The following is a 13,171-nucleotide window of genomic DNA, read 5'->3' on the forward strand; positions in this document are numbered from 1 at the left end:
GTGATCGGCGATCGGTGCCGAATCGGTGGTTCAGGTCGGGATCGGACGTTCACGGAGGCGTGCCTCGTGAAGGGGCCCGGCCGAGCCGCGTGCGTGCCGGCCTCAGGCCGAGGCAAGGGTTTCCGTGGCGCGGCGGCGCAGGCCGATGTGGACGGGCAGGCCGGTCGCGAGCAGCGCGAGCAGCAGGGTGCCGCCGGCTATCGCACCGGCCGTCGTCCAGGGCAGATACGGCAGCGCGTCGCCGAACGCCTTCTGCAGCAGCGGAGCGAGGGTGAACAGCGCGACGGCCGTGCCGAGAACGAGGGCGGTGCCCGCGACGACGGCCGCTTCCCAGGCGGCCATCGCCCGCACCTGGCGCGGATGCGAGCCGACCAGCCGCAGCAGCGCCAGATCGCGGCGGCGCTCGGCGGTGATCATGGCCAGGGTGTTGGCCGCGGCGATGGCGGCGAAGCCCGCGTACAGACCCGTACCGATGTAGTCCAGCCACACCTCGTCGGCCGGGCCGGCGGATCCGGTCCGGTGCTGGGCGGTGGTGTGCACCGCGATCTTCGTCGTGCCGAACGCCACCACCAGGACCAGCGGGACGACGGCGGCGGAGAAGCGCCGGGACTGCGTCGTGACGTTCTGCATCGCCAGCTCGGCGGCGCTGCCGAACCGCCCGATCAGCCGGGACACCAGCCAGGCGGCCGGACCGATGAGGCGCGGGCCCAGCAGCCCCACACCCACGCAGAAGAGCAGCAGCACCACGAAGGCCCCCTGGCCGGCCTCCTCGGCGGACTGGCCGGCGAGCAGCCGGGAGAGGAGCACGCCACCCGCCGTCGCCGCGAGCCCCAGGGGCAGCCTCAGCAACCCCAGCTTCCGCCGGCCCGCCGCCGCCTCCTCGAGCGCCCGCGCGGGGCGCAGCGCCGCGAACCGGCTGGCCGCGAGCACTCCGGCGATCGCGGAGGTCACCACCGCCACCGCCAGGCACACCGGCAGCGCGGCCCAGCCGAACCGGAAGGGAACCCCGTGGGGAACGAGGCCGTGGTCGACCATGCCGTCGAACCACCAGCGCGCCGGCGCCGCGCCCAGCGCCCAGCCGGCGAGCGCCGAAGGGACGGCGGCCGCCACCGCCTGCGCGGCGGTCGCCCGCCGGATCTGCCAGGGGCGGGCGCCGATCGAACGCAGCATCGCGAACTCACGATGCTGCTGGGCGACGGCCGTGCCCATCGTCGAGGCGACCACGAAAATCGACATATAGACCGAGCCGAGGAGGAGGACGAGGGCGATGTCCCCGACGCCGTGGGCCGCCATCGCCCGTCGCGCGGCGGGCGGCACGTCCTCCGCGCCCGTCGCGGTCAGCATCGTCATCGAGGCGCTGATCACTGTCGCGGCGAACAGCGTCGCCACCGCCGTCCCCGTGAATGCGGGCCGGTGACCCCGCAGCGCCGCCCGCGCCAATCCGCTGGACATGAGCACACCTTTCGTTTCGCACTGTGACCAGCGTGATCGCTGAGCGTGATCACGCACCATGAGGAATCCACCCGTCTTTCGGTGGGGTTTTCCGCAGTACGGGGCGAAGGAGGAAGGGGGAGGCCGTCGCGGGGCGGCCCTTGGACCTCGTAAGGTCTTATCCGTGTTGGAGGAGATGCGGATCCGGTCCCTGGGCGTCATTGACGACGCCGTTGTCGAGCTGTCCCCGGGCTTCACGGCGGTGACCGGCGAGACGGGCGCCGGCAAGACCATGGTCGTCACCAGCCTCGGCCTGCTGCTCGGCGGCCGCGCCGACCCCGCCCTGGTGCGGATCGGCGCCAAATCGGCGGTGGTGGAGGGCAGGATCAGCGTCGGCGCCCAAGCCCCCGCCGCGGTACGGGCCGAGGAGGCCGGCGCCGAGCTGGACGACGGAGCGCTGTTGATCAGCCGTACGCTCTCCGCCGAGGGCCGTTCACGTGCCCACGTGGGTGGCCGCTCCGTACCGGTCGGACTCCTGGGGGAGTTGGCCGACGACCTGGTCGCCGTGCACGGCCAGACCGACCAGCAGGGACTGCTGCGGCCGGCCCGCCAGCGCCAGGCCCTGGACCGCTACGCCGGGGACGCGGTCGCCGTCCCGCTCGCCAAGTACACCGCCGCCCACCGCCGGCTGCGCGCCGTCGCCACCGAGCTGGAGGAGCTGACCACCCGGGCCCGGGAACGCTCCCAGGAGGCGGATCTGCTGCGCTTCGGCCTCGACGAGATCGCGGCGGCCGAACCGCAGCCCGGTGAGGACACCGACCTGGCCGCCGAGGCCGAGCGGCTCGGGCACGCCGAGGCGCTGGCCTCCGCCGCGACCGCCGCGCACGCCGCGCTGGCCGGCAACCCCGAGGACCCCGAGGGCGTCGACGCCACCACCCTGGTCGCCGGTGCGCACCGCGCGCTGGAGGCCGTACGAAGCCACGACCAGGAGCTTGCCGCGCTCGCCGAGCGGCTCGGCGAGATCGGGATCCTGATGGCGGACGTGGCGGGCGAGCTGGCCAGTTACGCCGACGGCCTGGACGCCGACCCGTTGCGGCTCGCCGCGGTCGAGGAGCGCCGCGCCGCCCTGAACCACCTGACCCGCAAATACGGCGAGTACGGCAAGGACATGGCGGCGGTTCTGGCGTGGTCGGAGCAGAGCGCCGCCCGGCTCGCCGAGCTGGACGGCGACGACGACCGGATCGGTGAGCTGACCGCGGAGCGCGATGCGCTCCGGGCCGAACTGGGGGAGCTGGCCCAGGCGTTGACCGACGCCCGGACGGCGTCCGCGGAGCGTTTCGCGGCCGCGGTCACCGCCGAACTCGCCGAACTCGCGATGCCGCACGCCCGTGTGACCGTCGAGATCCGCCAGACCGAGGTCGCCGAGGACGCGGACGGGATCGAGGTGGGCGGCCGCACCGTGGCCTACGGACCGGCCGGTGCCGACGAGGTCGAACTGCTCCTCGCCCCGCACCCGGGCGCACCGCCCCGGCCGATCGCCAAGGGGGCGTCCGGCGGTGAGCTGTCCCGGGTGATGCTCGCCGTCGAGGTGGTCTTCGCCGGCTCCGATCCCGTACCGACGTACCTCTTCGACGAGGTCGACGCGGGCGTCGGCGGCAAGGCGGCCGTCGAGGTCGGCAGGCGGCTGGCCAGGCTCGCGAAGTCGGCGCAGGTCGTGGTCGTCACACACCTTCCGCAGGTCGCGGCGTTCGCGGACCGGCAGCTGCTGGTGGCCAAGACGAACGACGGGTCGGTCACCAGAAGCGGTGTCACCGTCCTGGAGGGCGAGGAGCGGGTCCGCGAACTCTCCCGGATGCTGGCCGGCCAGGAGGACTCCGAAACGGCCCGAGCGCATGCGGAGGAACTGCTCGAAACGGCGCGCAAGGGTAGCTAGTGGACACGCCTTAGGGTGGCCGCAGTTGAGCGCGGCGCGGTGCCGGGCGAGGGGAGCGACATGGCGGCGGTGGCAGGCGGCAGGGTGCTGGGGCGGATCTCGGCGCTGCTCGGGGCGGCGGGGGCGACGCGGGCCGCGTACGCGGCGCTGCGGAACCGGCCGCCCGGTGGCGCCGCCCTGTGGGAGCGCAAGAACCACGCCGGTCGAACCGTGGACCTGCACGCGGGGCTCGCGACGACCGCGGGCACCGCGCTCGCCGCCGTCACCGCGCCGGGCCTGCCCGCCCGCACCCGCACCGCGACGGCGCTGGCCGTACTGGCCGCCGGGGGCTGCGGGGCGTACGACGACGTCTTCGGCGCGGACGACCCCCGGCGGGGCTTTCGGGCGCATCTCTCGGCGCTGCGGGACCGCGAGGTCACCAGTGGAGCGGTGAAGCTGTTCGGGATCGGTGCCGCCGGGCTCGCGGCCGGGGCCCTGCTGAAGGAACGCCCGGCCGACAAGCTGCTGGCGGGCGTGGTGATCGCGGGCTCGGCCCATCTGGTGAACCTCCTGGACGTCCGTCCGGGCCGGGCGGTCGGCGCCGTGCTGGCCATCGGGGCGCCCGGGCTGCTGCGGCGCGGTCCTGCGGGAGCGCTGTCCGCCGCTCCCATGGGCGCCGCGGCCGCCGTCGCCGGGGACGACCTGGGTGAGCGCACCATGCTCGGGGACGCCGGGGCGCACGCGCTCGGCGCGGCCCTCGGGCTCGCCGTCGTGACGGCGAACGGCCGTCGCGGACTGGCCGCACACGCCGCCGGGCTGATCGCCGCCGCGGCGGCCGGGGACCGCGTCAGCCGGGCGGCCGCGGCGCTCTGACGCCTCGCGTCCGTCCACTGGACCGTCGATCGGCCATCCGCCCCCGACCGTCGATACGGACCGGGGCCGGGCGCGCCCCGGGGAACGGCGTGCGCGCCCCGTATCGCCGCGGCGGGCGCACTCCGGAGGGGCGACTCACCCGAAGGGACCGTGGACCCGCGCGGGCGGTTTGTCGCCCATGTGGGTGATCCGGTGGGCGCTGGGGTGAGACTTCCCACCGGAACGGCGGGCGGACGGTGCCGAATTGACGGCGCCGGGCTGGCATCCTGGGGCGCGGTACGCAGTTCCGCGTGCGTGCGCCGTGCCGCTGCCCGTCTGTCCGGGCGGGCCGGTGGTCGCCCGGCCGTGTGCCACAGCCTCCCTCAGCAGGGGGCCGACCTGCCGGTACGGTCCCTCCCGCCCTCGCCCCCGCCCCGAATCGACCCAGGAGCCCCGCCCACGTGATCAGCACCCCGACCTCGACGCACGGGCTGTCGCCGCTGCGCACGGTCCAGGTGCTGGGGCACGGCAGCGCGGGCAGCGCGGCCCATGTCCGCTCGCTGGCCGAAGGGCTGGTCGCGCGCGGCGTACGGGTGACCGTCTGCGCCACACCGGAAGCCGAGGCGGTCTACGACTTCACCGGCGCCGGGGCGCGGTTCGTGCACGTACCCCCGCGGACGGACCCCGCGAGCGTGGCGTTGCTGCGCAGCGCGTGCTGGGATGCCGACCTGGTCCATGCGCACGGCCTGCGGGCCGGTCTGCGCGCCTCGATGGCACTGCGCGGACTGCGCGGCCCCAGGGGAGGGCGACGGGTTCCCCTGGTCCTCACCTGGCACACCAAGGCGCACACCGAGGGCGCGCGGGCCGGGCTGGTGCATCTGTTGGAACGGCGCGTGGCGCGGGCCGCCGCCGTGGTTCTGGGCGTCTGCTCCGATCTCGTGGACCGAGCGCGAGAGCGGGGCGCCCGCGACGCACGGCTCGCGCCGGTAGCGATTCCGCGCCCCCGGTCCGATGGCGCGCCGCCCGAGCCGGAGGACCAGGACCGCACGCGCCACAAGGAGCGCGCCGAACTGGGCGCGGTGGACCGCCCGTTGCTGCTCGCGGTCGGCCGCCTCGACCGCAGTCAGGGCCATGACCTGCTGCTGGACGCGGCGCACGCATGGTGCGCGCTCGATCCGCAGCCGCTGGTGGCCATCGCTGGAGAGGGCGACCAACGGGCCGCGCTGCAGCGGCGGATCGACACCGAGCAGCTGCCCGTCCAGCTGCTGGGCCGCCGCGACGACGTGCCCGGACTGCTCGCCGCCGCCGACCTGGTGGTGCTGCCCAGCAGGTGGGAGGCGCGCTCGCTGATCGCCCAGGAGGCGCTGCGCGCAGGGGTGCCACTGGTCGCCACCGACACCGGGGGCACCCGTGAACTGGTCGGCCGGGCCGCGGAACTGGTCCGATACGGGGACGCCACCGCCATGGGCCGTTCCGTTCTCGCGCTGCTCGGCGATCCCGCACGCCGGGACGCGCTCGCGGCCGCGGGCCGTCTCCAGGCGGCCGGCTGGCCGAGCGAGAACGACACCGTCGCCCAGGTACTCAGCGTCTACGACGAGTTGACGCAGCCGGTCCAGCCCCTCTAGGCGCGCTTTCCCGGGCGTGGGTGAGGGGGCAGCACACCCGGCTGTCCTCAGGCCTTGTCCGTATGGCGCCGGGCGCGCAGGGCCAGCCGCAGGCCCAGAACCGTCTGCGGATCGTCCAGGTCGGTGCCCAGTAGCTGGGCGATGCGGGCCAGCCGGTCGTACAGGGTCTGGCGGTTGACGTTCAGGTCGCGGGCGGTCTCCGCCTTGCGGCCGGCGCTGGCGAGATAGGCCTCCAGCGTGGGCAGCAGCGGCTGGCGGGCACCGCGGTCGTGGGCGAGCAGGGGGCCGATGGCGCGCTCCACGAAGTCGGTGAGCACACCCTGCTCGCCGTGTTCGCGCATCCGCCACAGCAGCAGCTCGATGTCGAGGCGGCGCGCGTCGTACCAGGGCTGCTCCGGCAGGCCCTGGGCCGCGGCCGCGGCCTGTGCCGCATGGCGCAGGCCGGGCCCCGCCGCCGCCCAGTCGCCCGCCGTGCCGACGACGACCACCGGGCGGTGCGCGGTCGGCCGGTCCAGGCCCGCGCGCACGACGCCGGCCCGCAGCGCCTCGGCGATCCGGTCGGCGAGCGCCTCGCGGTCCTGGCCGGCGCGCAGCGCCACGAGCACCGGGACCCTGCCCTCCACCGGACGCACGCCGAGGAGCACCGGCACCCCCGGGGCGGTGAGCTCCTCGCGCAGGGCCTGGGCGAGCAGCGCCCAGCTGCCGGGGGTGGGCAGACCGGCGGGCAGCCGCATGACGACCGGGAGGACGGGGTCCGAGCCGGGCCGGAAACCCAGCAGGCGGGCCTGCGCGGGCGCCTCGGCCGCGGAGATCCGGCCCTCCGCCAGGTCGGCGAGGAAGTCGCCGCGTCCCCGGGCGGCGAGCACCTCCTCCTGGCGGGACTGGAGCATGACGACGGCGAGCAGGTCGGCGGCGCGCTCGGCGGCGATCCGGTGCACCGGCGCCACGGGGGCGTTGACGGGCAGCAGGACGAGGCGGGCGCGGACCGCGTCGGGGCCGTGGCCACCGCCGGGCACATCGATGCGTACGCCGCGCTCGCGCAGGCCCTCCCAGGCCAGCAGAGGGTCGGCGTCCGCGGGCCCGCCGCCCTCGGCGCCGGTTTCCGGGCCCGCCGCGTACAGCGGGCTGCCGTCGGGGGCCTCCAGACAGAGCGGGTTGCCGGTGAAGACGGCCAGCAGCCGCAGTACCTCCGGGGCGCCGCCCCCGCGCAGCAGGACATCCGTACAGCGGCGCAGGATCTCGTCGGCGCGCCGCAGCAGTGCGTAGTGGCTGTTGATGATCTCGGTGTGGATCGCCTCGGTCACCGTGACGTACGGGACCTCGCGGTGCAGCTGGATCAGCGGCAGGCCGCAGTCCCGGGCGGCGTCGACCAGCGCCGAGGGCAGGGATTCGAAACGAGAGCCCAGCTCCACGACGAGAGCGGCGATCTCGCGGTCCGCGAGCTTGCGGATGAAGGCCCGCTGCTCGGAGGGCCGGGCGCCCAGCCCCAGACCGGTGGTCAGCAGCAGCTCGCCGCCCTTGAGCAGCGAGGCGATATGCGGGACCTCGCCCGCGTGCACCCATCGCACCGCGCGGTCCAGGCGGTCCGCGCCGGCCAGCACCTCCGGCAGCCCGCGCCGCAGTGCGGGCAGCTCCAGCGCCCTGCGTACCGTGATCTCGGCGTCGATCTGTGCTTCCGGCCCCATGGCGAGGAACGGTACCCGTAGTCCGCTATCCGGAGGCGCACGGTACGGCGCGGGGGCGGGCGCCCGGGGCGTTCGTCGCCCCGCCCGGAGGTGATCCGGCCGCTGCGCCCCACCACTCACCCCCGCCCCACCACTCACCCCCGCCCCGTCATGTCGACTCCCGCACCACCAGCCGCGCCTCAGTGATCACCGGCGCCGGCTCCGCCGCGTCCGCTCCCTCCGCCCCCTCGGTCCCGCCCGCCCTGCGCGGATCCAGCAGCCGCAGCAGCAACCGGGCCATCAGCCGCCCCATCTCCTCCACGTCCTGGCGGACCGTGGTCAGTGGGGGATCCGCCCAGGCCGCCGGCTCCAGGTCGTCGTAGCCGACCACGGCCACATCGTCGGGGACCCGGCGCCCGCGCGCCCGCAGTGTGCGCAGGGCGCCGTTCGCCATCAGGTCGGAGCAGGCGAAGACGGCGTCCAGGTCCGGTGCCGCGTCGAGGAGCCGGGCCATGGCGCGTTCGCCGCCCTGCGCGGTGAACCCGCCGTCGGCGATCAGCCGGGGGTCCGGCTCCGCCGTGCCCAAGGCCTCCCGGTAGCCGTCGAGCCGGTCCAGCGCCGAGGTCTGGTCGAGCGGCCCGGTGATCACCGCGATCCGGCGGCGGCCGCGGTCGATCAGATGGCGTACGGCCTGGCGGGCCCCGTCGCGGTTGTCGGTGTCGACGTACAGCGGCCGTGGTGCCCGGTCGGCGCCCGCCCAGCCGGGCCGGCCACCGTAGACGGTGGGCAGTCCGGCGCGCTCGGCCATGGCGGGCAGCGGGTCGTCGTGGTGCAGCGAGAACATCAGCGCGCCGTCGACATGGCCGGCCGACAGATAGCGCCCGATGCGGTCGTAGTCGGCGCGGTGCTCGACGAACATCAGCAGGAGCTGGGTGTCGGCGGCGGCCAGCGCGCGGCTGATGCCGCGCAGTTGGCGGCCGAAGAAGGGGTCGGTGAAGACCCGGGTCTCCGGTTCCGCGATGACCACGGCGACCGCGCCGGTGCGGCGGGTGACCAGCGTGCGGGCCGCGCTGTTGGGTACGTAGCCCAGCTCGCGCACCGCCTGCCGGACCCGCTCCTGGACCACCGCCCGTACGCCCGCACCGCCGTTGACGACGCGGGACACCGTCGCGCGGGAGACCCCGGCGCGCGCCGCGACCGCCTCCAGCGTCGGCCGTGGGCCGTTCGGCTCAGACACCATCGAACTCCTTTTTCCACGCGGTGACTTGACGGTGTGCCGTCGAGTCGGCAGGGTTCACAGCACACGATATGAGAGCGCTCTCACGCCGGGTACCCCCACGGAACTCCTCACGACCCCCCACTGTGCCGAGGAGAGAATGTCATGAGCATGAGAAAATGGTCCGGCATACCGGCCGGATACCTCACCAGAGCGGTGCTCCGCACCGCGAGCGCCGCACTCGTCACCACCTGTGCCCTCACCCTCCCGACGGCCTCAGCGGCGTCGGGCCGGCCGTCCCGAGCCGAGGCCGAGGGCGCCCCCGCCCGCTTCGACGAAGTCTGGCGCACGGACTTCGACGGCGCCGCCGGATCGCGCCCCTCCACCGACGACTGGATCACCGACACCGGTACCGGCTACCCGGGCGGCCCGGCCAACTGGGGCACCGGTGAGCGCCAGACCTACACCGACCGCCCCGAGAACCTTCAGCTCGACGGCGCCGGCCACCTCAAGATCACCGCGCTGAAGGACGGCGCCACCTGGACCTCGGGCCGTATCGAGTCCCGGCGCAGCGACTTCGCCGCCCCGGCCGGCGGCAAGCTGCGGATCGAGGCGAGCATCCGGATGCCCGACGTCTCCGGTGCCGACGCGCTCGGCTACTGGCCGGCCTTCTGGACGCTGGGCGCCGACTACCGGGGCAACTACTGGAACTGGCCGGGCATCGGCGAGTTCGACATCATGGAGAACGTCAACGGGATCAACAAGGTCTGGGGCGTGCTGCACTGCGGCGTCAACCCCGGCGGGCCGTGCGACGAGACCCAGGGCAAGGGCGACTCCCGCGCCTGCCCGGACAGCTCCTGCCAGGCCGGATTCCACACCTACGCGCTGGAGCTCGACCGCACCGACAGCGCCGCGGAGTCGCTGAACTGGTACGTCGACGGTCAGCGGTTCCACACCGTCGCCGCCTCCGAGCTGGGCGCCGACACCTGGGCCAAGGCCACCCACCACGGCCACTTCCTGCTGCTCAACCTCGCGATGGGCGGGGCGTTCCCGGACGGCGTCGCCGGCTCCGCCACCCCCACCGACGCCACCCGGCCCGGCGGCTCGCTCCTCGTCGACCATGTCGCGGTCTTTGTGCAGCCGCCCGCGCAGGCCCGTACGGGCGACGGGACCGCCGCCGCCCCCGCCCCCACCGACCGGCGCACCACCCCGCAAGGAGTCCGCTCGTGATCACTCGCCGCAGCCTGCTCGGCTCTCTCGCCGCCGGCGCCGCGACCGCCTCCGGATTCGCCCTGGCCGGCCGGGCGATCGGCGCCCCCGCCCCGACCGCGGCCCCGGCCCGCCGGTCCGCCGCCGCGATGCCGCTGCACATCGTCAACGACTCCGGTGAGTACGCCCATTCCTCGGTCTGGATCTATATCGTCGGCAACGACGGCACCCAGCAGGTGCATGTCACCCCGGACGGCGAGCTCAAGCCCGTCGCACTGGCCGACAACGGTCCGGACGGCTTCACCGACTACGCCATCCCGCTCGCCGCCGGCGGCACCACGACCCTCCAGCTGCCCCAGATGTCCGGCCGGATCTACACCGCGCTCGGCGGCAAGCTGAAGTTCAAGGCCGTCGAGGACGGCAACGGCAAGGCCGCGCTCGCCTATCCGGCGGGCTGGGTCTCCGGTGACCCCAACTACGACGTGCTGCACGACTGCGCGGAGTTCACGTACAACTCCGGCGGGATGTACTGCAACACCACCATGGTCGACATGTTCAGCGTCCCGCTGGCGATCAAGCTCTCCGGAGCCAAGGAGCAGACCACCGGCACGCTCAAGGACGGCGCCCGCGCCAAGATCTTCGCCGACGTCCGGGCCACCGAGGGCTTCGACCGCCTGGTCATCGGCGACCGGCGGGTGATCGCCCCCGGCCACGGCCTGGACAGCGGGCTGTTCGCCGAGGACTACCTCGCCCCGGCCATCGACGAGGCCTGGTCCGCCTACGCGACCAGGGACCTGACCGTCACCACGAACGCGGGCGCCTTCACCGGTCGGGTCAGCGGCGGCCGGCTCGCCTTCACCGGCCCCGGCACCGTCTCCTTCGACAAGCCGTCCACCCGCGACGTCCTCTTCTGCGACGGCACCCTCGCCGCACCCAACGACGGCACCACCGGCCCGGTGGCCGCCATCCTGGGCGCCGCCCTCAACCGCTCCACCCTGACCTCGCACGCCGGCCAGCCCACCACCGACCCGGCCGCCTTCTACCAGCAGCGGCTGACCAACCACTACGCCAAGGCCATGCACGCCGCGACCCGGGACGGCAAGGCCTACGGGTTCGCCTTCGACGACGTCGCCGGCTTCGCCTCGTACATCGAGGACGGCGCCCCGAAGGAGATCACCCTCACCCTGACCCCCTTCTGACCCACACACCGCGGCCGCCCCCGGAACCTGCCGGGGGCGGCCGCGAGGTGTCACCTCGCCGGGCTACCCCCCGTAGGCCCCGCTGGCCGTCAGCCGCAGCGCCGTGTCGATCAGCGGAACGTGGCTGAACGCCTGCGGGAAGTTGCCCACCTGGCGCTTGGCCCGGGGGTCCCACTCCTCCGCCAGCAGCCCCAGGTCGTTGCGGAGCGAGAGCAGCTTCTCGAAGAGCTTGCGGGCCTCGTCCACCCTGCCGATCATCGCCAGGTCGTCGGCGAGCCAGAACGAGCAGGCCAGGAACGCCCCCTCGTCGCCCTCCAGGCCGTCCACGCCGACGCCCTCACCGGCCGTCGGATAGCGCAGCACGAAGCCGTCCTCGGTGCCCAGCTCCCGTTGGATCGCCTCGATCGTGCCGATGACGCGCTTGTCGTCCGGCGGCAGGAAGCCCATCTGCGGGATCAGCAGCAGCGAGGCGTCCAGCTCCTGCGAGCCGTAGGACTGGGTGAAGGTGTTGCGCTCCTTGTCGTAACCCTTCTCGCAGACGTCCCGGTGGATCGTCTCGCGCAGGTCCTTCCAGCGCTCCAGCGGGCCGTCGACGTCCCCGGACTCGATCAGCTTGACCGTGCGGTCGACCGCGACCCAGGTCATGACCTTGGAGTGCACGAAGTGCCGGCGCGGGCCGCGCACCTCCCAGATGCCCTCGTCCGGCTCGTCCCAGTGCTTCTCCACCCACTGGATCAGCTTGAGCTGGAGCAGCGAGGCGTAGTCGTTGCGGGCCAGACCCGTCATATGCGCCAGGTGCAGCGCCTCGGTGACCTCGCCGTAGACATCGAGCTGGAGCTGGCCGGCGGCGCCGTTGCCGACCCGCACCGGGCGTGAATTCTCGTACCCGGGAAGCCAGTTGAGCTCGTTCTCGCCCAACTCCCGCTCGCCGGCGATGCCGTACATGATCTGCAGGTTCTCCGGGTCGCCGGCCACCGCCCGCAGCAGCCACTCCCGCCAGGCCCGCGCCTCTTCGCGGTAGCCGGTGCGCAGCAGGGAGGACAGGGTGATCGCCGCGTCCCTCAGCCAGGTGAAGCGGTAGTCCCAGTTGCGGACGCCGCCGAGGCACTCCGGCAGCGAGGTCGTCGGCGCCGCCACGATCCCGCCGGTCGGCGCGTACGTCAGCGCCTTGAGCGTGATCAGTGAGCGCACCACCGCGTCACGGTAGGGACCGTGGTACGTGCAGTGCTCGACCCACTCGCGCCAGAACTCCTCGGTGGCCTCCAGCGACCCCTCGGGGTCCGCGACGGCCGGCTGCTGGTGGTGCGAGGGCTGCCAGCTGATCGTGAACGCGATCCGCTCGCCCGGCGAGACGGTGAAGTCGGAGAAGGTCGTCAGGTCCTTGCCGTAGGTCTCCGCCTCGGTGTCCAGCCACACCGAGTCCGGGCCGGCGACCGCGACCGTACGGCCGTCGACCTTGTGCACCCACGGCACCACCCAGCCGTACGCGAACCGCATCCGCAGCTCCGAGCGCATCGGGACGCGTCCGCTGACGCCCTCCACGATGCGGATCACCTGCGGTGCGCCGTCGCGCGGCGGCATGAAGTCGATCACTCGGACGGTACCGCGCGGGGTGTCCCACTCGGATTCCAGTACGAGTGAATCGCCGCGATAGCGCCGGCGGTCCGCCGGCCGCGGTTCGGCACCGTTGACCGGCCCGATCCGCCAGAAACCGTGCTCCTCTGTGCCCAGCAGTCCTGCGAAGACCGCCGGCGAGTCGAAGCGGGGCAGGCACAGCCAGTCGACCGTCCCGTCCCTGCACACTAGAGCGGCGGTCTGCATATCGCCGATAAGTGCGTAGTCCTCGATGCGCCCGGCCACGTGCATCTCCCGTCGAACTGGAGTCACGCCCCCCATGGGACGTTGTGAATCGGTCCGTCCTGCCCATGAAACGTCGCCGAGCAGCGGGACCGGAAATCGGGCGGGGGTGGTGCCTTCCCGGACGGCTCGTTGCGAGTGTCCGAGCAGGATACGACGCACGCGGGTGATCCGCGCGACGCTCGCGACGAGTGAGGTGCTCCGAT

The 13,171-nt window shown here is 73.9% G+C and carries 9 protein-coding genes; 5 read left to right on the plus strand and 4 right to left on the minus strand.

Annotation, left to right across the window (positions count from 1 at the left end):
- Positions 1-102: 102 nt before the first annotated feature.
- On the minus strand, positions 103-1,452 hold the full coding sequence (locus tag ACFWZH_RS32755) for an FtsX-like permease family protein (protein WP_384439606.1): 1,350 nt from the start codon (positions 1,450-1,452) through the stop codon (positions 103-105).
- Between the two features lie 175 nt (positions 1,453-1,627).
- Between ACFWZH_RS32755 and recN the strand changes: the two genes are divergently transcribed.
- The 3 genes from recN (at position 1,628) to ACFWZH_RS32770 (ending at position 5,820) form a co-directional block, all read left to right on the plus strand.
- Complete coding sequence (recN, locus tag ACFWZH_RS32760; protein WP_384439692.1) at positions 1,628-3,364, plus strand: DNA repair protein RecN; 1,737 nt, start codon at positions 1,628-1,630, stop codon at positions 3,362-3,364.
- Positions 3,365-3,424: 60 nt separating this feature from the next.
- Positions 3,425-4,216 (plus strand): hypothetical protein, encoded by a 792-nt coding sequence (locus ACFWZH_RS32765; RefSeq protein WP_384439695.1) that lies wholly within the window; start codon positions 3,425-3,427, stop codon positions 4,214-4,216.
- A 440-nt stretch (positions 4,217-4,656) separates the two neighbouring features.
- Entirely contained in the window at positions 4,657-5,820 is a 1,164-nt protein-coding gene (locus tag ACFWZH_RS32770; protein WP_384439609.1) for a glycosyltransferase family 4 protein, read from the plus strand.
- A gap of 47 nt (positions 5,821-5,867) precedes the next feature.
- Here ACFWZH_RS32770 and ACFWZH_RS32775 read toward each other — a convergent pair whose 3' ends face one another.
- Together ACFWZH_RS32775 and ACFWZH_RS32780 are read right to left on the minus strand one after the other, a co-directional pair.
- Positions 5,868-7,505 (minus strand): PucR family transcriptional regulator, encoded by a 1,638-nt coding sequence (locus ACFWZH_RS32775; protein WP_384439612.1) that lies wholly within the window; start codon positions 7,503-7,505, stop codon positions 5,868-5,870.
- Between the two features lie 148 nt (positions 7,506-7,653).
- Positions 7,654-8,724 (minus strand): LacI family DNA-binding transcriptional regulator, encoded by a 1,071-nt coding sequence (locus tag ACFWZH_RS32780; RefSeq protein ID WP_384439615.1) that lies wholly within the window; start codon positions 8,722-8,724, stop codon positions 7,654-7,656.
- Between the two features lie 141 nt (positions 8,725-8,865).
- Between ACFWZH_RS32780 and ACFWZH_RS32785 the strand changes: the two genes are divergently transcribed.
- The gene (locus ACFWZH_RS32785; RefSeq protein ID WP_384439618.1) at positions 8,866-9,930 is read left to right on the plus strand and encodes a glycoside hydrolase family 16 protein; all 1,065 of its coding nucleotides are present in this window, start codon (positions 8,866-8,868) and stop codon (positions 9,928-9,930) included.
- A complete protein-coding gene (locus ACFWZH_RS32790) occupies positions 9,927-11,108 on the plus strand; it encodes a beta-1,3-glucanase family protein (RefSeq protein ID WP_384439621.1) in 1,182 nt (393 codons plus the stop codon). Before ACFWZH_RS32785 ends, ACFWZH_RS32790 begins: the two co-directional genes overlap by 4 nt.
- Before the next feature lie 63 nt (positions 11,109-11,171).
- Here the strand turns inward: ACFWZH_RS32790 and ACFWZH_RS32795 are convergent, their stop codons facing one another.
- Positions 11,172-12,974 carry a glycoside hydrolase family 15 protein gene (locus tag ACFWZH_RS32795; RefSeq protein WP_384439698.1) on the minus strand — a complete coding sequence of 601 codons (1,803 nt, stop codon included), beginning with the start codon at positions 12,972-12,974 and terminating at the stop codon, positions 11,172-11,174.
- Positions 12,975-13,171: the final 197 nt, after the last annotated feature.

The organism is Streptomyces sp. NPDC059008, assembly GCF_042749045.1.
GTDB lineage: Bacteria > Actinomycetota > Actinomycetes > Streptomycetales > Streptomycetaceae > Streptomyces.

Bases quoted from the DNA above. Each gene is read 5' to 3' on its own strand.
- ACFWZH_RS32775 (WP_384439612.1), bottom strand. From the start codon at position 7,505: ATGGGGCCGGAAGCACAGATCGACGCCGAGATCACGGTACGCAGGGCG.
- ACFWZH_RS32795 (WP_384439698.1), bottom strand. From the start codon at position 12,974: ATGCACGTGGCCGGGCGCATCGAGGACTACGCACTTATCGGCGATATG.
- ACFWZH_RS32755 (WP_384439606.1), bottom strand. From the start codon at position 1,452: ATGTCCAGCGGATTGGCGCGGGCGGCGCTGCGGGGTCACCGGCCCGCA.
- ACFWZH_RS32785 (WP_384439618.1), top strand. From the start codon at position 8,866: ATGAGCATGAGAAAATGGTCCGGCATACCGGCCGGATACCTCACCAGA.
- ACFWZH_RS32765 (WP_384439695.1), top strand. From the start codon at position 3,425: ATGGCGGCGGTGGCAGGCGGCAGGGTGCTGGGGCGGATCTCGGCGCTG.
- ACFWZH_RS32780 (WP_384439615.1), bottom strand. From the start codon at position 8,724: ATGGTGTCTGAGCCGAACGGCCCACGGCCGACGCTGGAGGCGGTCGCG.
- recN (WP_384439692.1), top strand. From the start codon at position 1,628: ATGCGGATCCGGTCCCTGGGCGTCATTGACGACGCCGTTGTCGAGCTG.